Origin of the sequence: Streptosporangium sp. DT93 (assembly GCF_049844535.1) — a bacterium.
In the GTDB taxonomy this organism is placed as follows: domain Bacteria; phylum Actinomycetota; class Actinomycetes; order Streptosporangiales; family Streptosporangiaceae; genus Streptosporangium.
Genome location: NZ_JBNCLF010000013.1, coordinates 126080 through 149113, shown reverse-complemented (window position 1 = coordinate 149113; position 23034 = coordinate 126080). Strand labels below are relative to the sequence as shown.

The 23034-nt window shown below is 75.6% G+C and carries 6 protein-coding genes; all 6 read left to right on the top strand.

Translation table 11 applies throughout. From position 1 onward, the window contains the following. The first annotated feature begins 49 nt into the window (after window positions 1–49). The 6 genes from ACLQ2R_RS25955 to ACLQ2R_RS25930 all read left to right on the top strand — a co-directional run bounded on the left by ACLQ2R_RS25955 (window position 50) and on the right by ACLQ2R_RS25930 (window position 23012). Complete coding sequence (locus tag ACLQ2R_RS25955) at window positions 50–16327, top strand: amino acid adenylation domain-containing protein (RefSeq protein ID WP_425963194.1); 16278 nt, start codon at window positions 50–52, stop codon at window positions 16325–16327. After that, complete coding sequence (locus tag ACLQ2R_RS25950; protein ID WP_425963193.1) at window positions 16324–18141, top strand: ABC transporter ATP-binding protein; 1818 nt, start codon at window positions 16324–16326, stop codon at window positions 18139–18141. Before ACLQ2R_RS25955 ends, ACLQ2R_RS25950 begins: the two co-directional genes overlap by 4 nt. A 66-nt stretch (window positions 18142–18207) precedes the next feature. Further along, window positions 18208–19860, top strand: a complete 1653-nt coding sequence (locus tag ACLQ2R_RS25945) for an ABC transporter ATP-binding protein (protein WP_425963192.1) — start codon at window positions 18208–18210, stop codon at window positions 19858–19860. Between the two features lie 245 nt (window positions 19861–20105). Then, window positions 20106–21101 (top strand): ABC transporter substrate-binding protein, encoded by a 996-nt coding sequence (locus tag ACLQ2R_RS25940; RefSeq protein ID WP_425963190.1) that lies wholly within the window; start codon window positions 20106–20108, stop codon window positions 21099–21101. Between the two features lie 14 nt (window positions 21102–21115). Then, on the top strand, window positions 21116–21937 hold the full coding sequence (locus ACLQ2R_RS25935) for a siderophore-interacting protein (protein WP_425963189.1): 822 nt from the start codon (window positions 21116–21118) through the stop codon (window positions 21935–21937). 1 nt (window position 21938) lies between these two features. Further along, window positions 21939–23012 (top strand): FecCD family ABC transporter permease, encoded by a 1074-nt coding sequence (locus ACLQ2R_RS25930; protein ID WP_425963188.1) that lies wholly within the window; start codon window positions 21939–21941, stop codon window positions 23010–23012. Window positions 23013–23034: the final 22 nt, after the last annotated feature.

Genomic DNA, 23034 nt, shown 5'->3' with positions numbered 1-23034 from the left:
CCTCCCGCCCCGCCGCCACTCCGCTTTTCCCGAAGGAGCCCTGAGTCGTTTGTCCACCGAGTTGCTCGCGCTGACCGGCGCCCAGGCCGGGGTCTGGTACGCCCAGCGCATCGACCCCGCCGCCCCGGACTTCAACGTCGGCCAGTACGTGACGCTCGACGGCGACGTCGACCTCGACCTGCTGACCCGCGCCGTCGTCATCGGTGTCGGCGAGGCGCACGCGCTGCACGCGCGCATCGAGGAGGGCGCCGACGGCCCCTGGCAGGTCGTCGACCCCGGGCTGACCTGGGCTCCCAGAGTGGTGGAGACCACCGAGGCGGACGCGCTGCGCATGATGCGCGAGGACCTCGCGCGGCCGGTGGACATGGCGGCGGCCCCGCTGTTCGCCCAGGTGCTCTACGTCGTCGGCGAGCGGCGCCTGCTGTGGTACCAGCGCTGCCACCACGTGGTCCTCGACGGCTACGGCTTCCCGATGGTGGCCCGCCGCGTCGCCGAGGTCTACGGCGCGCTGACGGCCGGGCGCGAGGCCGGCCCCAGCCCGTTCGGACCGCTGCGGCAGGTGCTGGAGCAGGAGGCCGCCTACCGCGACTCGGAGCGCTTCGCCGCCGACCGCGACTACTGGACGTCCAAGCTCGCCGACGCCCCGGCCCCGCCCGAGCTCGCGGGCGGCACCCCGGCGTACGGCTTCGTCCGGCACCGCGTGGAGTTCCCCGGCGCGGACCTGCTGAAGGCCGCCGCCGAGGTCCGGGCGACCTGGGCCGACGCGCTGACCGGCGTGGTCGCCGCGTACGTGCGGCGGATGACCGGCGCCGACGACGTCCTGCTCGGCATGCCCTTCGCCGGGAGGATGGGCCTGGCCGCGCTGCGCGTGCCCGCCATGGTGGTCAACGTGCTGCCGCTGCGGCTGGACGCCGGCGCCGGGTCGACACTGCTGGACCTCACCGCCCGCGCCGCCGCGGAGATCGCCGCCTCGCGCGCCCACCAGCACTACCGCGGCGAGCAGCTCCAGCGCGACCTCGACCTGGTCGGCAGCGGGCGCCGCCTGCACGGCCCCTCGGTCAACATCAAGGCCTTCGACTACGCCCTCGACTTCGCCGGGGTGAAGGGCGTCACCGTCAACCTCGCCGCCGGGCCGGTCGACGACCTGGAGTTCGGCTTCTACAAGACGCCCGGCGACACCTTCGTCCTGGAACTCGACGCCAACCCCGGCAAGTACGACGAGGACGAGCTGGCCGCCCACGCGCGGCGCTTCACCGCCTTCGCCGCGGCGCTCGCGGCCTCCCCCCGCGTCCCGGCCGACGAGCTCCCCCTGATCACCGCCGCCGAACGCCACCGGGTCGTCACCGCGTGCAACGCCACCGGCGCGCCCGTCACCGCGCCCACGATCGTCACCGCCTTCGAGGCCCAGGCGGCCCAGACCCCGGACGCGGTGGCGCTCGTCACCCGCTCCGGCGCCCCGCGCCCCTCCGGCTCCGAAGGTCCTGAAGGTTCCGCCGGCGCGACCGGCGCGACCGGCGCGACCGGCGCGACCGGCGCGACCGGCGCGACCGGCGCGACCGGCGCGACCGGTTCGGCCGGTGCGAGCGGCTTCGACGCCGGAGGTCTCGCGGGTTCCGAGGGTTCGGCCGATCCGACCGGTTCCGCCGGGGAGAGGCTGAGCTTCGCCGAGCTGCGGGAGCGGGCCGACCGGCTCGCCGCGCTGCTCGTCGCACGCGGCGCCGCCGCCGAGCGGATCGTCGCGATCGACCTGCCGCGGAACGCCGGCCTGGTGGTGGCCGTCCTCGCGGTGCTCAAGGCGGGCGCCGCCCACCTGGTCCTGGACCCCGGCCTGCCCGCCGAACGGCGCGCCTTCATGCTGGCCGACGCCGACCCGGTGCTCGTCGTGACCGAACGCGAGATCGCCGACTCCGCCGCCTTCCCCGCCTCCCCCGCCGGGGGCCCCGGGGTGGACGTCCGCCCCGGCGACCTCGCCTACGTCGTCTACACCTCGGGCTCCACCGGCCGTCCCAAGGCCGTCGCCGTCACCCACGCCGGGCTGGCCAACCTGCTGGCCCACCACCGCGCCACACTCCACCTCGGACCCCGGCGCCGGGTCGCCCACACCTACGCCTTCTCCTTCGACTCGGCCTGGGACCCGCTGCTGTGGATGATCACCGGGCACGAGCTGCACCTGTTCGACGAGGACGCCCGCCGCGACCCGGCGGCCTTCCACGGCGTCGACGTGCTCGACGTCACCCCCGCCTTCTGCCTGCAACTCGCCGACGCGGGCGTGTTCGAAGGACCGCACGCGCCGCAGGTGGTGATCGTGGGCGGGGAGGCCGTCCCCGCCGTCCTGTGGGACCGGCTCCGCGCCCTGCCCGACACGAGCGCGTACAACCTCTACGGTCCCAGCGAGTTCACCGTGGACGCGCTGTCGGCGCCCGTCGCCGGTGAGATCCCGGTCGTCGGCACCCCCCTCACCGGCGCCCGCGCCTACGTGCTCGACGCGCGCCTGACCCCCGTCCCGCCGGGCGTCGCCGGAGAGCTCTACCTCGCCGGCGGCGGCCTGGCCCGCGGCTACCACGCCCGGCCCGGCCTGACCGCCGAGCGGTTCGTCGCCGACCCCTTCCACGCCGGGCAGCGGATGTACCGCACCGGCGACCGCGCCCGCCGCCGCTCCGACGGAGCCCTGGAGTTCCTCGGCCGCGGCGACGAGCAGGTCAAGATCCGGGGTCACCGCGTCGAGCTCGGCGAGATCGAGGCCGCCCTGGCCCGTACGCCCGGCGTGGCCCGCGCCGCCGTGGTGGTCCGGGGCGCGCTGCTCGCCGGCTACGTCACCGCCGCCCGCGACGGGAGCGCCGCACCCGACCCGGCGCGGATCCGCGAGGCCCTGGCCGCGACGCTGCCGGACTACATGGTGCCGGCCGCCGTGGTGGTCCTGGAGGAGCTGCCGCTGACCTCCCGCGGCAAGCTGGACCGCCGCGCGCTGCCCGCCCCCGTCCTCACCACGACCGGCAGGACCCCGCGCACCCCGGCCGAGCACACGCTGGCGGGCATCTTCTCCGACGTCCTCGGCCTGCCCGGCGCCGGGATCGACGACGACTTCTTCGCCATCGGCGGCGACAGCATCTCCTCCATCCAGCTCTGCAGCCGGGCACGCAAGGCCGGGCTGGTCATCACCCCGCGCCAGGTGTTCGAGGCCAAGACCGTCGCGGCCCTGGCGGCCGTCGCCGAGGTGACCGAGGACGCGGAGCGCCACGCCGAGGACGGCACCGGCCCGCTCCCGATCACCCCGATGATCGCCTGGCTGCGCGAGGCCGAGGGACCGCAGGGCCCCGCCGCCGGCTACACCCACACCGCCGGGATCGACCTGCCCGGCGACGTCCCCGACAGCCGGGTGCTGGCCGCGATCCAGGTCCTGCTCGACCACCACGACGCCCTGCGCCTGCGGATCACCTCCGGCTGGGAGCTGGAGGTCCTTCCCCGGGGAACGGTCCCGGCCTCGCTGTCGGAGCGGGTCGACCCGGGGGCGGGACGGATGGCCGCCTTCCGGCGCGAGCCGGGCAGGCTCCTGGTCACGGTGCACCACGCGGCCGTGGACGGCGTGTCCTGGCGCATCCTGCTGCCCGACCTGCGGGCGGCCCTGGCCGGCGAGCCCCTCGCGCCGGTCACCACGTCCCTGCGCGCCTGGGCCACCGGGCTGCTGAGCCACGACGCCGGCGACGAGCTGCCGTACTGGAAGGGCGTCCTGGGCGGTGCCGCGGGCGGTGCCGCGGGCGGGGCCGAGACGCTGCCGGGCCTGCGCGCTCCCGGGCGCGACGGCGACGGCGACGGCGGCGGCGGTGACGGTGGTGGCGTCCGTGGTGGCGGCGGTGCCCGCCGCACGCTGTCGACGCGGCTGGAGGCCGGCGAGCTCCTGGCCGCCGCCGGGCGTACCCGCGCCCGCGTCAACGAGCTGCTGCTCACCGCGCTCGCCCGCGCCGTGGGCCGCGAGGAGCTGCTGGTGCAGCTCGAGGGGCACGGCCGGGGCTCCGCGGGCCTGTCGCGCACCGTCGGCTGGTTCACCGCCGAGTACCCCGTCCGCCTCCCCCTGCGCGGCGCGAGCACCCCGGCCGACGCGCTCAAGCGGGTCAAGACGGCCCTGCGCGAGGTCCCCGGCGACGGCATCGGGTACGGCGTGCTGCGCCACCTGCGCGGCGAGCTGGGCGGCCTGCCCCGGCCGCGGATCCTCTTCAACTACCTCGGCCGCTTCCCCGCCGGGGACGCCTTCGAGGCCGAGGGCGACCCGGACCTGCCCGAGCCGTTCGCGCTGGAGGTCAACGCCTTCGTGCACGACGACCCGACGGGCCCGGCCGGCCCCGAGCTGGACGTGCGCTGGACGCGGCCCGACGGCGTGTTCGCCGACGGCGCGCTGGAGGCGCTGATCGACCGCTGGCGCGACGCGCTGGCCGAGCTCGTCGCGTTCACCCGGAACCGGTCCGCGCTGATCCCGGCCGACCTGCCGCTGGTCACCCTCTCCCAGGAGGAGACCGACCTGCTGGAGGAGGGCTTCCCCGGCCTGCGCGAGGTGCTGCCCCTGTCGCCGCTGCAGGAGGGGCTGCTCTTCCACGCCGACTTCGACGAGGTCGACGTCTACACCTCGCTGACCTACCTCGACCTGAGCGGGCCGGTCGACGGGCTGCGCGCCGCGGTCGAGGCGTCCCTGGAACGGCACGCCAACCTGCGCGCCGCCTTCGTCTCACGCGGCCTGTCGCGCCCCGTCCAGGTCATCCCGGGCCGTGTCGAGCTGCCCTGGCGCGAGATCGACCTGACCGGCCGCGAGGAGGAGCTCGCCGACGTCGAACGCGCCGAGCTCGCCGAGCGCTTCGACCTGACGGCGCCGCCGCTCATGCGCTGCGTCCTGGTCCGCCTGGCCCCCGGCAGGCACCGGCTGCTGCTCACCGGCCACCACATCGTGATGGACGGCTGGTCCACGCCGCTGTTCCTGCGCGAGCTCGTCACCGGCCCCCGGGGACCGGCCGTCCCCTACGCCGGCTACCTGTCGTGGCTGGCCCGCCGTGACGGCGGCGGCGACGCCGCGGCCTGGCGCGAGGCGCTGGACGGCGTCACCGGGCCGACCCTGCTGAGCGGCGCCGAGCCGCCCCGGATCCCCGTCCCGCCGCGCGAGGTCGCCTTCACGCTGCCCGCCGGGACCGGCGAGGCCCTCACCCGCATGGCCAGGGGACACGGACTGACCCTCAACACGGTCGTCCAGGGACTGTGGGCGCTGCTGGCCGGCGGCCTGACCGGCCGCCACGACGTGGTCTTCGGCGCGACCGTCTCCGGCCGCCCGGCCGAGGTGGACGGCGTCGAGTCGATGATCGGCCTGTTCAGCAACACCGTGCCGGTCCGCGTCACGCTCCGCCCGGACGAGCCGCTGCTGGAGGCGCTGACCCGGATCCAGGCCGAGCAGGCCCGCCTGCTGGAGCACCAGTACCTCGGCCTGGCCGAGATCCAGTCCGGCACCGGCCTCGGCACGCTGTTCGACAGCCTCGTCGTCTTCGAGAACTACCCGGCGGGCGCCGCCGGGACGGTGAGCGGGCCCGGCGGCCTGCGGGTCGAGGGAGCGGGCAACCGCGGCCACACGCACTACCCGCTGGCGCTGCTCGTCCTGCCCGCGGGCAACCCGCTGCTGCCGGCCTCCGGCTCCGGCCCCGCGTTCGTGCTGGAGTACCGCCCCGACGTCCTGGACGAGGAGCGGGCCCGCACCGTGGCCGCCCGCCTGGTCCACCTGGCCGTACGGCTCGCCGAGGACCCCCTCGCGCCCGCCGTGCGCCTCACCTCCCTGCTCGACCGCGCCCCGGCCGCCCTGCTGAGCCCGCCGGCCGCAGGCACCGGCGACGACCTCGGCATCACCTCCGGCACCGGCATCGACGGCGGTGCGGCCTCAGAGCGGGACCTGGTGCTCGGGGAGTGGATCGCCACCGAGGCGCCGATCCCCGGCCTGGGCGTGGCGGACGTCTTCCGGGAGCAGGCCGCCCGCACCCCCGGCGAGACGGCCGTCGTCTGCGGCGACCTCTCGCTCACCTTCGCCGAGCTCGACGAGCGGGCCAACCGCCTGGCCCACGCCCTGATCGACGCCGGCGCCGCCCCGGAGAGGCTCGTCGCCCTCGCGCTGCCCCGCTCGGCCGACCTGGTCGTCGCGGTGCTCGCCGTGCTCAAGACCGGCGCGGCCTACCTGCCCGTCGACCTCGACCACCCCGAGGAGCGGCGCGCGCTGATGCTCCAGGACGCCCGCCCCGTGCTCGTCCTGACCAAGCTGCCCGACCTGGCCGGACGGCCCGCGCACGACCCCGCCGTGTCCCACGACCCCGACCGGCTCGCCATGGTCATCTACACCTCCGGCTCCACCGGCCGCCCCAAGGGCGTGCAGATCACCCAGCGGGGCCTGACCAACCTCTACCGCGACCACCGCGACACCGTCTTCGCCGACGCGGTCCGCGCGGCGGGCGGGCGGCGGCTCCGCGCGGCCCACACCGCCTCGTTCTCCTTCGACTCCTCCTGGGAGCAGCTCATCTGGCTGCTGTGCGGCCACGAGCTGCACGTCCTCGACGAGGAGACCCGCCGCGACGCCGAGGCCGTGGTCGCGCTCATCGCCGCCGAGCGGATCGACACCCTCGACGTCACCCCCACCTTCGCCGAGCAGCTCGTCGAGTGCGGGCTGCTGGACGGCCCGCACCGGCCACTGCTGGTCCTGCTCGGCGGGGAGGCCGTCCCCGAGCCCCTGTGGCGGCGGATCCGCGACACCCCCGGGGTGATCGGCCACAACTACTACGGCCCGACCGAGGACACCGTCGACACGCTGGGCGCCGCGCTGGCCGACGGCCCGCTGCCGTCGATCGGCCGCCCGATCGCCAACACCCGCGTCCACGTGCTGGACTCCTGGCTGCGGCCGGTCGCCCCTGGCGTGCCCGGCGAGCTGTACATCGCGGGCGCCGGGCTGGCGCGCGGCTACCTCAGCAGGCCCGGCCTGACCGCCGAGCGGTTCGTCGCCGACCCCTTCCGGGCCGGGGAGCGGATGTACCGCACCGGCGACCTGGCCCGGTGGCGCGACGACGGCTCCCTGGACTTCCTGGGCCGCACCGACGACCAGGTCAAGGTCCGCGGCTACCGCATCGAGCTGGGCGAGGTCGAGGCGGCGCTCGCCGCCCAGCCGGGCGTCACCCAGGCCGCGGTCGTCGTCCGCGAGGACCGGCTGGTGGCGTACGTGGTCGCCGAGGGGGAGGTCGACCCGGGCGCGCTCGGGCTGCCCTCCTACATGGTCCCCGCGGTCGTGCGGATGGACGCGCTCCCGATCGGCGTGCACGGCAAGCTCGACCGGTCCGCGCTGCCCGACCCGGCCGCCGCCACCGGGGGCCGTCTCGCCCGCGACGGGCGCGAGGAGATCGTCACCGGCGTGTTCGCCGAGCTTCTCGGCCTGTCCGGCGTCGGCGTGGACGACGACTTCTTCGCCCTCGGAGGTCACTCCCTGCTGGCCGCCCGCGCCGTCAACCGCATCCGGAGCCTGCTCGGCGCCGACGTGTCGATCCGCGACCTGTTCGAGGCCCGCACGGCCGCGCGCCTCATGCCGCGCCTGAGCGGTCCCGGCCGCCCCGCGCCCTCCCGGGCCGCACGGCCCGAGCGGATCCCGCTCTCGGCCGCCCAGCACAGGCTGTGGTTCCTGGACCACCTGCAGGGGCCGAGCCCGGTCTACAACATCCCGCTCGCGCTGCGGATCGACGAGCCCCTGGACGTCGCCGCCCTCCGCCGCGCCTGGGACGACGTGGCCGACCGGCACGAGATCCTGCGCACGCGCTACCCGGAGGTGGACGGCACCCCCTACCAGGAGATCGGCGACGCACGCCCGCCGCTGGCCGTCGAACCCTGGAGCACCGAGGCCGTGGCGCGGGCCGAGGAGTACGCCTTCGACCTGACCGCCGAGCTCCCGCTGCGCGGCACCCTGTTCACCCGGCCGGACGGGACGTACCTGCTGTCGGCGGTCTTCCACCACATCGCGAGCGACGAGTGGTCGGAGGGCGTCTTCCTGCGCGACCTGGCCGAGACCTACGCCGCGCGGCTGGCCGGGGACGCGCCCCGGCTGCCGGAACCGCTGCAGTACGCCGACTACACGCTCTGGCTGCGCGAGACGCCCGCCGAGGTCGCCGAGGAGGCCGAGCGGTACTGGGCCGGGGCGCTGGCCGGCATCCCCGACGAGATGGCGCTGCCCTACGACCGGCCGCGCCCGCCCGCCCCCTCCTACCGGGGAGGGTTCGTACGGCGCTCGCTGCCCGCGCCGGTGGGCGCGGGCGTCGCCCGCCTCGCCCGCGAGACCGGGACCACCCCGTTCATGGTGCTGCAGGCCGCCGTCGCGCTGCTGCTGGGCCGGCTCGGCGGCGGCGCGGACGTCCCGCTGGGCGTGCCGGTCGCGGGCCGGTCGGACGCCGCGCTGGACGACGCGATGGGCTTCTTCGTCAACACCCTCGTGCTGCGCGCCGACCTGTCCGGCGACCCGGCCTTCGCCGGTCTGCTGCGGCGCGTCAGGGAGACCGAGCTCGCCGCCCTGGCCCACCAGGACCTGCCGTTCGAACGGCTCGTCGAGCTGGTCGGGCCCGCCCGGTCGCTGTCGCGGCACCCGCTGTTCCAGGTGATGACGCAGTACCACCGCCGCGCCGCGCCGCCCTCCCTGGGGGAGCCGCAGCCCGACGCGCGGGTGTTCGCCCGTTTCGACCTCGCGGTGAACGCCGTCGAGGACGAGAACGGGATCGAGCTGACCGTCATCCACGCCGAGGACCTGTTCGACCGGGGCAGCGCCGAGCTGATCGCCGAACGGCTCGTGCACGTCCTGGACCAGGTCACCGCCGACCCCTCGCTGACCGTGCGGGAGACCGACGTTCTGGCCCCGTCCGAACGCGCCCTCCTCGAGGGCGTCTGGAACGCGACCGCGCACCCGGTGCCCGGGGCCACGCTGACCGGGCTCATCGAGGAGCAGGCCCGCCGCACCCCGGGAGCCGTGGCGGTCGTCGCCGAGGACGGGGACAGCGGGCCGGGACAGGCCGGGCCCCAGGACGCCGGGCTGCGGTACACCGAGCTGAGCTACGCCGAGCTGGAGCGGCGCGCCGAGGCGCTGGCCGGGCTGCTGGCCGAGCGGGGCGCCGGGCCCGAGCGGATCGTCGCGGTGAGCGTGCCCCGCTCGGCGGGACTCATGGTCACCCTGCTCGCCGTCCTCAAGACCGGGGCCGCCTACCTGCCCCTGGACCCCGCCTACCCGGCCGGGCGGCGCGCGCTCATGCTGGCCGACGCCGCACCGGTCTGCCTGGTCGCGGCCCACGAGGCGGACGCGCAGGGCGGGACGGGCACCGGGGTGCCCGTGGTGACGGTCACCCGCGACGGCGAGCCCGTGACCCCGCCGCCCGTCCCCGCCTCCGTTTCGGTGTACGACGCGGCCCCCGGCACGAACTCGAACGGCACGAACTCGAACGGTGCGGGCTCGACGGACCCGGCTCACGGCACGGGCTCGCGGGGCGTGGGCTCGCGGGGTGTGGAGATCCTGCCCGAGCACCCCGCCTACGTCATCTACACCTCCGGCTCGACCGGCCGCCCCAAGGGCGTGGCCGTCTCCCACCGGGCGATCGTCAACCGTCTCGCCTGGATGCAGGACCACTACGGCCTGGAGAGCGGCGACCGGGTGCTGCAGAAGACCTCGGCGAGCTTCGACGTGTCGGTCTGGGAGTTCTTCTGGGCGCTGACCCGGGGAGCGTCCGTGGTGCTGGCCCGTCCCGACGGGCACCGCGACCCGGCCTACCTGACCCGGATCATCCGGGACCGGGAGATCACCACGCTGCACTTCGTGCCGTCGATGCTGCGCGCCTTCCTCACCGACCCCGACGTCCCGGCCTGTCGCAGCCTGCGCAGGGTCTTCTGCAGCGGCGAGGCGCTGCCGTCGGAGCTGGCCGCCCGGTTCCGGGAGCTGTCACCGGCGCCCCTGCACAACCTCTACGGCCCCACCGAGGCGGCCGTGGACGTGTCCTTCTGGGAGTACGACGGCGACACCGGGCCCGCGACCGTCCCCATCGGGCATCCGGTGTGGAACACCGGCCTGCACGTGCTCGACGCCGCGCTGCGCCCCGTCCCGGCGGGCGTGCCCGGCGAGCTCTACCTGTCGGGCGTCCAGCTCGCGCGCGGCTACCTGAACCGGCCCGGCCTGACCGCCGAGCGGTTCGTCGCCGACCCCTTCCAGGCCGGGCGGCGGATGTACCGCACCGGGGACCTGGCGCGGCGCCGCCACGACGGAGCCGTGGAGTTCCTCGGCCGCACCGACGGCCAGGTCAAGATCCGTGGGTTCCGCATCGAACTGGGCGAGGTCGAGGCGGCGCTGCTGTCGGTCCCCGGTGTCCGTCAGGCCGCCGCCGCCCCCGTCGACGGCAGGCTCGTCGGCTACGTCGTCGGCGGAACGGGTGACACCGCCGGCAGCGGTGGCAGCAGTGGAACCGGCGGGGCCGGCCGGCTCGACGACGTCGCCGCGATCCGCGCGCACCTGGCCACCGTCCTGCCCGCGCAGGCGGTGCCGTCACTGATCGTCGAGCTCGACGCGCTGCCCCTGTCGCTCAACGGCAAGCTGGACCGCCGGGCCCTGCCCGCACCCCCGGCCGCACCCGCCGTGCCCGCCGCGCCGGCCGCGCCGCCCCGCGACCCCCGGCAGGAGGCGCTGGCCGCCGTCTTCGCCGAGGTGCTGGGAGTGGCGTCGGTGGGAGCCGACGACGACTTCTTCGCCCTCGGCGGCGACAGCATCATGTCGATCACCCTGGTGTCGAGGGCCAGGAGCGCCGGGCTGACGATCACCGCCCGGGACGTGTTCGAACGCCCCACCGTGGCCGGGCTGGCCTCGGTCGCGACCACCACGGCGACCGCGACCGAGACCGGCCCCGGCGCCGGCACGCCGCAGGAGCCGGACGACGACTCCGGGCCGCCGGCCCTGCTGCCCATCACGCACTGGCTGCGCGAGCAGGGCGGACCGATCGAGAGGGTGCACCAGGCCAGGCTGCTGCGCGTACCGGCGGGCCTGGACGCCGAGCGCATCGGCGCGGCCTGGCGGGCCGTGCTCGACCGGCACGACGGGCTGCGGCTGCAGCTCACCCGCGCGCACCCGGTGATCTGGACCACCTCGGTCCAGGACACCGAGCAGGCCGCCGTGGCGGTGCGGCGGGCCGAGGGGCTCGACGACCTCGAGCGGGAGTACGGTGCGGCCGTGGCCGGGCTCGACCCGGACGCCGGCGTCATGGCCCGGCTCGTCTGGTTCGACCTCGGACCCGGCGAGCCCGGCCGCCTGCTGATCGTCCTGCACCACCTGGTCGTGGACGGCGTCTCCTGGCGGATCGTCGTCGGCGACCTGGCCACCGCGATCTCGGGCACGGCACCCGAGGCCGTCCCCACCTCGCTGCGCCGGTGGGCGCGGCAGGTGGCGCAGGAGGCCCAGAGCCCCGAGCGGCTGGCCGAGTTCGGCCACTGGTTCGCCACGCTCACCCCGCCCGCGGGCTCACCCCCCGTCCCGCGCCTGACCGGCCCCGCGCCCGTTCCCCTCCCTGCGGGGTACGGCACACCGGCAGGCCCCGCGATCCTCACCGGCCCCGCGGCCCCCACCGGTGCGCCCGGCACGACCGGACAGGCCGGCGCGGCCGGTCCCGCCGTCGTGGAGACGACGCTGGAGCCCGGGCACACCCGCCGGCTGCTGGAGTCGCGCAGCACCATGAACGACCTGCTGCTGGCCGCGCTCGCCTGGGCCGTGCGCAGGCGGACCGGCGGCGCGACCCTCGTGGACCTGGAGGGCCACGGCCGCGCCCACGACCGCCTCGACCTGTCGCGCACGGTCGGCTGGCTCACCTCGCTGTACCCGGTCCTGCTGGACGGCGGCCCCGGCACGCCCGTGGACGCGCTCAAGCGGGTCAGGGAACAGCTCAGGAGCGTGCCCGGCGACGGGCTCGGGTACGGGATGCTGCGTCACCTCAACCCGCAGACCGCGCCCGCGCTCGCCGCGACGCCGCGCCCGGAGATCCTCTTCAACTACCTGGGCCGTTTCGGCGTGGACCGCCCCGAGGACTGGACGATCGCCGCCGAGCCCTACGGGCCGCTGCCCGAGGCGCACGTGTCGCCGTACGGGCTGGAGATCGACGCCGTCACCCACGACCGGCCCGAGGGCCCCTCGCTCAGCGTCACCTGGACCTCGCCGGTCCTGCCGCAGGCGTGGCTCGCGGAGCTGGCGGCCGACTGGGCCGGCGCGCTGCGGGAGCTCGCCGGCGCCGACGTGCTCACGCCGTCGGACGTGCCGCTGGTCGCGCTGACCCAGGCACAGCTCGACGCCCTGCCCGCCGACCCGGTCGACGTGCTGCCGCTCGCCCCGCTGCAGGAGGGCCTGCTGTTCCACGCGAGCGTGGACGAGAACGCCCTGGACGTCTACACGGTGCAGAACTTCCTGTGCCTGCGCCGCCCCATGGACGCCGGCCGGCTGCGCGAGGCCGGCCGGGCGCTGATGCGCAGGCACCCCAACCTGAAAGCCGGGTTCTGGCACGAGGGCCTGGACCGGCCGGTGCAGTTCGTGCCGCGTCACGCCGAGCCGCCGCTCACCGAGATCGACCTGTCGGGGGAGGCCGACCAGGACGCCAGGGTCGAGGAGATCCTCGTCGCCGACCGCGCCGCCCGCTTCGACCTCGCCGACCCGCCGCTGATGCGCCTCACCCTCATCAGGCTGGCCGGCGACCACCACGTCCTGGTCATGATCCACCACCACATCCTGTGGGACGGCTGGTCGGAGGGATTGTTCCTGCGGGAGCTGTTCGAGCTCTACGAGGGACGCGAGCCCGCGCCGGTCACGCCCTACCGCGCCTACCTGGAGTGGCTGTCGTGCCAGGACCGGGCCGTCGGCTTCGCGGCCTGGAAGGACGCGCTGGCGGGGCTCGCCGAGCCGACGCTGCTGGCGCCCGCCGACAGGGGGGCGGCCGCGGTCGTCCCCGGGAACGTGCAGGCGGAACTGCCGGGACGGCTGGGCCGCGACCTGGCCGACCAGGCGCGCCGGCACCGGCTCACCCTGAACACGCTGCTCAACGCCGCCTGGGCGCTGGTGCTGTCGGCCGTCACCGGCACCGGGGACGTGGTCTTCGGCGCGACCGTGTCGGGACGCCCCGCCGAGATCGAGGGCGTGGAGACCACCATCGGCCTGTTCCTCAACACGGTGCCCGTCCGCGTCGCCGTCGACGAGGACGAGACGCTGCTGGAGCTGCTGGTGCGCATCCAGCGCAACCGCTCGGCCGTCATGGCCCACGACCACCTGGGCCTGAGCGAGATCCAGCGGGCCGCCGGGCTCGGCCGGCTCTTCGACACCCTCTACGTGCTGCGCAACTTCGGCAGCGACGAGGAGGAACGCGAGCGGATCACCGCCGCGTACGGCATCACCGAGATGGACGGCGTGGACGGCACGCACTACCCGCTGACGCTGGTGGTGACCCCCGACGAGACGCTGAAGGTGTCGCTGGCCTACCGGCCAGACCTGGTGGACCGGACGCTGGCCGAGGCGATGCTGGCCCGCTTCACCCGCCTGCTGGAGCAGGTCGCCGGCGACCTGTCGGTGCGGGTCGGCGCGCTGGACCCGCTCACCGCGGGCGAGCGGCACCAGGTCGTGGAGGGCTGGAACGCCACCGCCCACGAGGTGCCGGACACGACGATCGCCCGGCTGTTCGAGGAGCAGGTGGCGCGCACCCCCGGCGAGCTCGCCCTGGTCTTCGGCGACGAGCGGCACACCTACGCCGAGCTCAACGCGCGCGCCAACCGGATCGCCCACATGCTGCTCGGGCGCGGCGCGGCCCCGGAGACGATCGTCGCGCTGGCGCTGCCCCGCTCGGCGGACATGGTCGCGGCCCTGTTCGCGGTCCTCAAGACCGGGGCGGCCTACCTGCCGCTGGACGCGGACCTGCCCGCCGCCCGGATCGAGCACATGATCGCCGACGCCGCGCCGCTGTGCGTGCTCACCCCCGCAGACCTCGCCGGCCTCGGCGGGTTCCCCGGCCAGAACCCGGACCGGGAGTTCTCCCCGGACCACCCGGCGTACGTGATCTACACCTCCGGCTCCACCGGCCGCCCCAAGGGCGTCGTCGTCCCCTACGCGGGCCTGACGAACATGCAGTTCAACCACCGCGCCGAGATCTTCGACCCGGTGGTCGCCGAGGCCGGCAGGCGGCTGCGCGTCGCGCACACCGTGTCGTTCTCCTTCGACATGTCGTGGGAGGAGCTGCTGTGGCTGGTCGAGGGCCACGAGGTGCACGTGCTGGACGAGGAGATGCGCCGTGACGCGCGGATCCTCACCGACTACTGCCACGCCCACCTCGTCGACGTGATCAACGTGACGCCGTCGTACGGCCTGCAGCTCCTGGAGCACGGCCTGCTGGACGCCGGGCACGTGCCGCCGCTGGTGCTGCTCGGCGGCGAGGCCGTCCCGGCCGCGCTGTGGGAGCGGCTGCGGACCACCGAGGGCACGCTGGGCTACAACCTCTACGGGCCGACCGAGTACACCATCAACACCCTCGGCGGCGGCACCGGCGACAGCGTCACCCCGATCGTCGGGCGCCCGATCTGGAACACCCGCGTGTACGTGCTCGACGGGCGGCTCCGGCCGGTGCCGCCGGGGGTCGCCGGCGAGCTGTACATCACCGGCGTGGGCCTGGCGCGCGGCTACCTGAACCGGCCGGACCTGACCGCCGAGCGGTTCGTGGCCGACCCGTTCCAGGCGGGGGAGAGGATGTACCGCAGCGGCGACCTGGTCCGGTGGCGCGCCGACGGCACCCTGGACTTCCTGGGCCGTACCGACGACCAGGTCAAGATCCGCGGGTTCCGGGTGGAGCTCGGCGAGATCGAGACGGCCGTCTCCGAGGAGCCCGGGGTCGGGCAGGTCGCGGTGGTCGCCCTGCCGGGTCCGGTGCCCCGCCTGGTCGCCTACGTCGTCCCCGCCGGGGTCCCCGGCGCCCGGGACGCCCAGAGCGCTCGGGACACTCGGAGCGCCCAGGACGCCCAGGACGCCCAGGACGCCCAGGGTGCGCAGGACGTGCAGGATATGCAGGGTGCGCAGGACGTGCAGGGTGCGCGAGAGGTGCGGGACGGGCGGGAGTGGACGCGGGAGCTTGTGGAGGCGCTGCGGGAGCGGCTCCCCTCCCACATGGTGCCCTCGGCGTTCGTCGTCCTGGAGGCGCTGCCGCTGACCGTCAACGGCAAGCTCGACCGGCGCGCGCTGCCCGAACCCGACTTCGCCGCCACGGCCACCTCCAGGGCGCCGCGCGACGCCCGCGAGGAGGCCCTGTGCCGGATCTTCTCCGAGGTGCTGGAGCTGCCCCGGGTCGGCGTCGACGACGGCTTCTTCGAGCTGGGCGGGCACTCGCTGCTGGCGATGCGCCTGGCCGCCCGGATCCGCGCCGAGCTCGGCGGGGACCTGAAGCTCGCCACCGTCATGGCCGGTCCCACGGTGGCCGCCCTCGCCGAGCACCTGGCGCGCGGCGGTCCCGACGGCCCGGGTGGCCCCGGCGGGTTCGAGGTCATGCTGGCGCTGCGCGCCTCCGGTGACCTGCCCCCGCTGTTCTGCGCGCACCCGCCCGCCGGGTTCGGCTGGCTGTACGGGGGGCTGCTGCCGTACCTGGACGCCCGCCGTCCCGTCTACGGCATCCAGGCCCCGGCCCTGTCGGGGGAGGACTTCCACCCCGCGACGATGCAGGAGCTGGGCCGGGACTACGCGGCGCGGATCCGCGCCGTCCAGCCGAACGGCCCCTACCACCTGTTCGGCTGGTCCTTCGGCGGGCAGGTGGCCTACGCCGTCGCCACCGCGCTGCAGGCCCAGGGCGAGAAGGTCGCCTTCCTCGGCCTGCTCGACACCTTCCCGATGGACGCCGAGCAGGACGCCGGGCGCGACCCCGAGGAGCTCGACCTGCTCAGCAGGCAGGAGACGGCCGACTTCCTGGAGGGGCTGCGCGAGTCGGCCGGGGTCATGGCCGACTTCGACGACGCCACGGTCGCGGCCATCGAGGCCGTCCACCGTTCCTGCATGGACCTGCTGCTGGGCGCCACCTACGCCCCCTACCGGGGGGACGTGCTGTTCGTCACCGCCGCCGCCGAGCGCGACGACCTGGGGGAGTTCCGGCAGTGGACCGCCCACGTGGACGGCGTCATCGACGACCACCCGGTGGACTTCCTGCACGGCGAACTGCTCTCACCGCGCGCCCTGGCCGTGATCGGCCCGATCGTCGACCGCGCCCTGCACGGGCCGCGCGAGGGCGCACCGACCGAGGAGAACCCCCGATGATCCCCGCCGACCCGTACACCCCCTCGGCGGGACCGGACACCGCAAGGGAACCGGGCACCACAACAGGACCGGGCACCACAACAGGACCGGGCACCACGGCGGGACCGGGCACCACGGCGGGACCGGGCACCGCGACCGGACCGGCCGCCGCGAAGGAATCGGACACCGCGACGGGCCCGGACGCCGTCACGGGCCCGGACACCGTCACGCCGCCCGGGCCGACGCCCGCCCGGACGCTGCTGCGCCGGACGCTGCTCGAACAGCGGGGGCCGCTGTCGTTGTCCACGGCCTCCTCGATCGTGCGGCAGCTCGCGCTGCTGGCCGTGCCGGTCTGCGTCCAGCGGGCCCTCGACGAGGGCATCGGGAACGGCGACGTCGCCGTCACCGTCCGGTGGGCGCTGGTCGTGGCCGCCCTCTCCCTCGCGCACTGGGCCGGCCTCACCGGCTGGGCGTGGTGGGCGAACCTGGCCGACGCCCGCGCCGGCGCCGCCCTGCGTACCCGCCTGATCCGGCACGTCGCCACGCTCGACCGCGACGACCTCGGCCACGGCGACCTGGTCATGCGCACCACCCGCGACACCGACCTGGTGCGCGTCTGGATCCACGGGGTGCCCACCTGGGCGGTGATCGGCACCACCTTCGCGGTCGTCCTGCCCGCCCTGTTCTCGCTCGACCCGGTCCTGCTGTACGTGACGCTCGGCGCGATCCCGTTCCTCGTCGCGGTCAACGTCGCCTTCCCCCGGCGCCTGTCCCGGGCGCTGGAGGAGCTCTCCGGAGCGCACGCCGACCGGGCGGACGCCGTGGAGGACCTGCTGTCGGCGAGCGCGGCCGTGCGCGGCCTCGGCGGGGAGGGCGTCCTGGTACGCCGCCACCACCGGCACAGCGCGGCGGTGCTCGCGGCCACGATGAGGGCCGGGCGCGTCTCGGCGACCTGGTCGGCGCTGGGTCCCGCCGTCCCCCGGCTGGCCGTGGTGGCCGGCGTCGGGCTGGGCGGCCTGGCCGTGCTGGAGGGCCGCCTCACCGTCGGCGCCCTCACCGCGTTCACCATGTGGATGATCACTATCACCCTGGCGGTACGGGTGTCGGTCGACCGGCTCATCGACCGGCGGCAGGCGCTCGTCGCCGCCGGCCGGATCACCGAGGTGCTCGCCGAGCGGCCCGCTGTGCCCGGACCGGCCGTCCCGGTGGCCCTGCCGCCGGTCGGCGACCTCGTCGCCACCGGGGTGGAGCTGCCCTCGCGGCGGATGGACCTGACCGTGGCCCCCGGCGAGTTCGTGGCCGTCACCGGGCCGGTCGGCTCGGGCAAGTCCACGCTCCTGCGCCTGCTGTGCCGGGCCGAGGACCCCCGCGCCGGGACCGTCACCTACGGCGGCACCGACCTCAGGCGGGCCGCCCCGGACGACGCCGCCCGCCACCTGGTGCTCGTCCCGCAGCGCCCGGTGCTGGTCTCGGGCACCATCGCCGACAACCTGCGCCTGGGCCGCGACCTCGACGACGCCGACCTGCGCGAGGCCTGCCACACGGCCGCCGTCGACCTGCCGCTGGAGACCGAGGTGGGGGAGCGGGGGTCGGCGCTGTCCGGCGGGCAGGCACAGAGGCTCGCGCTGGCCAGGGCCCTGCTCGGGCGTCCGCCGGTACTGCTCCTCGACGACGTGACCTCCGCCCTGGACACCGGCACCGAGGCCCTGGTCGTCACCCGGCTGCGCGCCCGCCACCCCGGTACGGCGATCGTGTTCGCCGGTCACCGCCCCCAGGTCCTCCAGGCGGCCGACCGGGTCGTCGACCTGGCCCCGGCGGAGGTGGCCCATGCGTGAGCGCGCACGGCCCGCACGTGAGACGAACGCCGCGAACCGGCGGAAGGGCGGCACACCGTGGCCGAGGTGACGACGCTGTCGGACGAGCCGGACCAGGCACGGGTGCTGCGGCGCGCCCGGCCGTACCTGGCCGCGCACCGGGGGCGGATCGCGGTCGCGCTGGCGCTGAGCGTCGCCGACAGCGCCGCCCTGGCGGCGGTCGCGCCGATCATCGGCATGGCCACCGACGCGTTGCTGGCCGGGGACCGCGACCGCATGCTCACCGCGGTCGCGCTGCTGGCCGGCGTGGTCGCCGGGCAGGCGGTCCTGGCGCGCTTCGCCGCCGTCATGCTGACGAGCGCGGGCGAGCACGTCGTACGGGACCTGCGCGAGCGCGTGGTGGAGCGGCTCGCCGCCGCCCCGCTGCGGTTCCTGGAGGCCCACCGGGGCGGCTCGCTGCTGCAGCGGGCGACCGGGGAGGTCGCCGAGCTGGCCACCTTCGTCCGGGACTCGCTGCCGAACCTGCTGGGGGTCGTCGCCACGCTCGGGTTCACCTCGGTCGTGCTGCTGGGCTACTCCTGGCCGCTGGCCCTGGCCGTGACCGCCGTCTTCCTGCCGCCCGCGCTGCTCGTCACCCGGTGGTTCGTGTGGGGCGCGGGCCCGGCGTTCGGCGCCTACGCCGGGGCCGAGGCCACCACGGCCGCCACGTTCGCCGAGACGCTCCAGGCCCGCGGCGCGCTGCGCTCGGTCGGCGGGCTCCCGGCGTGGCTGGGCCGCTTCGCCCGCGACAACGAGGCCGCCGTCGCCGCGCAGCGCCGCGCCACCCGCGTCGAGGCGCGGCTCGGCGCGGTGGTCGTCGCCGAGGGCGTCACCATGGCCGCGCTGCTCGCCGCGGGGGCCTGGCTGGTCGCCGAGGACCGGCTCAGCGTCGGCGGGGTGGTGGTGTTCGTACTGGCCTGCCGCACCCTGTTCGAGGGCTTCGAGGAGCTCTCCCAGCTCGCCGGCGAGGCCCAGAGCGCCCGTACCGGCATGGCCCGCCTGCTGGAGCTGCTCGCGGCGGGCGCGCCCACCGGCGGCACGGCGCGGCTGCCCGCCCGGGGCGAGCTGGTCGCCGAGGACGTCACCTACGCCTACGACCGCGGCACGCCGGTGCTGCACGGGGTGTCGGCGGCCTTCGCCGCCCACGACCACGTGGGGCTGGTGGGAGAGACCGGCTCGGGCAAGACCACCCTGTCGAAGATCCTCACCGGCCTCTACGCGCCGGACGGGGGCCGGGTCACCTTCGGCGGCGTGGACCTGCGCGAGGTCTGCCCGGCGGAGCTGCGCCGGCGCATCGTGCTGATCCCGCAGGACGTCCACGTCGTGCCCGGCAGCGTGCTCGACAACCTCGTCCTGATGCCCGGGGAGCCGGGCCGCGACGAGATCGAGGCGGCGATGGAGGTGCTGGGCCTGTCCGGCTTCGCCGCCTCCCTGCCCGACGGCCTCGACAGCCCGGCCGGGGACCTGTCGGCCGGGCAGCGCCAGATCCTCGGGCTGATCAGGGCGGTGCTGGTCGACCCGGCCGTACTGGTCCTGGACGAGGCCACCGCCGACCTCGACCCCGACACCGGGCGGCGCCTGGAGACGGCGCTGGCCTCGCTGCGGCGCGGGCGCACGCTCATCGTCGTCGCCCACCGCCGCTCCACGATCGACCTGCTGCCGCGGCTGGTACGGCTGCGCGAGGGCCGGGTGGAGCCGTGACGGCCGGCCCGGCCCGCCGCGCCGGTCCCGCCTCGCCGCGTCCCCGCGTCCGGTCACCGAAGCCGTTCCCGCCCCCCAGACCCGCCGTCGACACCCGACACCGACACCGTCACCGACCCCCGTCACCGACACCGGCCCCCGTCACCGTCACCGTCACCGACACCGTCACCGACCCCCGTCACCGACACCGGCCCCCGTCACCGTCACCGTCACCGACACCCGTCACCGAAACCAGGAGTAACACCATGCGCCCTGACCGTCTTCTCCGCAGGGGCGTCCTCGGCCTGCTCGTCGCCGGCCTGATGACCGTCTCCGCCGCCTGCGGATCCTCGGCCCCCGCCCAGGAGGGCCCCGCGTCGAGCGGCGCCGCCCCGGCGGCCTCGCCGTCCGCCGCCGGGACGAAGACCCTGCAGACCGTCAACGGGGCCGTCGAGGTCCCCGCCGCCCCCCAGCGCGTGGTCTCGCTGTTCAACACCACCGCCGAGCTGCTGGAGCTCGGCGTGAAGCCGGTCGGCGTGCTCCAGGAGTTCGAGAGCGACTACGCGCCCGAGGACTGGGCGGAGCTGCAGAAGATCCCGGTCGTCGGCGAGAACGAGACGGCGATCAACTACGAGCAGCTGCTCTCCCTGAACCCCGACCTGATCATCAGCACCCAGCGGCGTGACGAGGACTTCGGCTACAAGAAGCTGAGCGAGATCGCCCCCACGGTCTTCATCGTCACCGACAACCCGGCCGAGGTGCGCGAGGCGCTGCCGAAGATCGCCGAGGCCGTCGGCAAGGAGGACGTCCTCACCGCCAAGATCGCCGAGTACAAGGCCAAGGTCGCCGACATCAAGAGCAGGCACGCCGACGTGCTGGCCAAGACCACCTGGGACTACGCCGAGGGCGGCCCCGAGGGGTTCGTCGCCAACTCCCCCGTCTCCTGGCCCGGCCTGTTCATGGAGGAGGCCGGCCTGAAATTCTCCGAGGTGGCGACCGCCGAGCGTGAGAACCGCGGGGTGCGCCTGTCGTTCGAGCAGATCTCCCGCCTCAAGGACACCTCCGCCATCCTCTACGGCGCCGGCCCCGACGGCAAGCCGGACCCCGCCACCGGCAAGCTGCTGGAGCAGGGCTCGTGGAAGCTGCTGCCCGCCGCCAAGGAGGGCAGGGTGTACCCGATCAGCTACGGCTACCAGTACAGCTACAAGGGCGCGCTGGCGATCGTCGGCCAGCTCGACGCCATCCTCTCGAAGCTCTCCTAAGGACGATCCCCGCCATGCATGAGACGCACATCGTCGACTTCGACATCGAACCCCGCGTCCTGGAGGTCGGCCGCGTCGAGCGGATCACCCCCACGACCGTGCGCGTGACCCTCGTCGGCGAGGCCCTGGAGGGGTTCCGCACCGAGCAGCCCCAGGACCACGTCAAGCTGTTCTTCCCCGAGGACGGCGCCGACCTGCCGGTCATGCCGACGATCGGCCCCGACGGCTGGGAGCTGCCGCCGGGCGCCCCCCGGCCCACCTTCCGCGACTACACCGTCCGCCACCACCGGCCCCGCACCGCCACCTCGCCCGCCGAGCTCGACATCGACATGGTGATCCACGGTCACGGCCCCGCCTCCACCTGGGCCTCCCGGGCCGAGCCCGGCAAGAAGATCGGCGTGCTCGGTCCCCGGGGCTCCATCGTGGTCCCCGACGACTTCGACTGGTACCTGCTGGGCGCCGACGAGACCGGCCTGCCCGCGCTGGCCCGCTGGCTGGAGGCCCTGCCCGCGGGGAAGAAGGTCATCGCCTTCGCCGAGGTCGCCGACGCCCGCGAGGAGCAGCACCTCACCAGCGCCGCCGACGTCACCCTGACGTGGCTGCACCGCGACGGCGCCGCCCCGGGCGCCTCCGACGTGCTGGAGCGGGCCGTACGCGGGGTCGAGTTCCCGCCCGGCGACGGGTTCGTCTGGATCGTCGGCGAGGCGGGCGTGCTCACCCCCATCCGCCGTCACCTGCGCGCGAGCGGGCACGAGAAGGACTGGATGGACGTCGACGGCTACTGGAAGCGCGGCACCGTCAACCTCGACCACCACGACGAGCCCGACGAGGACTGACGTGGCCCTTCCGGCCCCCCCGGCGCCCACCCGCTCCCCGGTCTCCCCGGCGCCGGGGCCCGTCGCGGAACGGGCGCGCGGCACCGCCTGGCGGGCCGGCGGCCTGCTGGTCGCGACCGGCCTGCTGGCCGTCGCCGTGGCCGCGAGCGTCGCCGTCGGCTCCAAGGGCATCCCCCTGGCCGACGTGCTGCGCCTGCTGGCCCACGGCGACGGCTCCGACGCCGCCGTGATCATCTGGGACCACCGCATCCCCCGCACGCTCCTGGCCGTCGCCGTGGGCGCCTCGCTCGCCCTGGCGGGCGCGCTCATGCAGGCGCTCACCCGCAACCCGCTGGCCGACCCGGGCCTGCTCGGGGTGGAGGCGGGCGCGGTGATCGCGATCGCGGCGACCATCGGCCTCTTCGGCGTCACGGCGCTCCAGGGGTACATCTGGCCCTCCTTCGCGGGCTCGGCCCTGGCCGCGCTGGTCGTCTACCTGCTCGGCGCGAGCGGCAGGGCCGGTGCCACCCCGGTACGGCTGGCGCTGGCCGGGACGGCGGTCAGCGCGGCGCTGGCCTCCTCCACCCAGGCGCTGGTCCTGTTCGACCCCGAGGCGTTCGAGGAGTTCCGGCACTGGGGGACCGGGGCGCTGGCCGGGCACGACCTGTCGGTCGCGGTGAAGATCGCCCCGTTCACGGCGATCGGCATCGCGATCGCCCTGCTGCTCGGCGCGCCGCTCAACGCGCTGGCCCTCGGCGAGGAGGCCGGCCGGGCGCTCGGCGTCTCCCCGGGCCGGGTCCGGATCCTCGGCGCGATCGCCGTCACCCTGCTGTGCGGGGCGGCCACCGCCGCGGTCGGGCCGATCGGCTTCGTCGGGCTGATCGTCGCGCACGCCGCCCGCCTGCTCGTCGGCGCCGACAACCGGTGGATCCTGGCCTACTGCCTCGTGCTGGGGCCGGTCCTGCTGCTGCTGGCCGACATCGCCGGGCGGCTGGTGCTGTGGCCGGACGAGCTGGAGGCCGGGATCGTCACCGCCTTCCTCGGCATGCCGGTCTTCGTCGCGCTGGTGCGCCGGCGCAGGATCGCCCAGCTATGAGTCCCGCCCCCCGCCGGGGCAG

Coding starts and splice junctions, on each gene's coding strand:
- ACLQ2R_RS25950 (WP_425963193.1), top strand. CDS start 16,324: ATGATCCCCGCCGACCCGTACACCCCCTCGGCGGGACCGGACACCGCA.
- ACLQ2R_RS25940 (WP_425963190.1), top strand. CDS start 20,106: ATGCGCCCTGACCGTCTTCTCCGCAGGGGCGTCCTCGGCCTGCTCGTC.
- ACLQ2R_RS25935 (WP_425963189.1), top strand. CDS start 21,116: ATGCATGAGACGCACATCGTCGACTTCGACATCGAACCCCGCGTCCTG.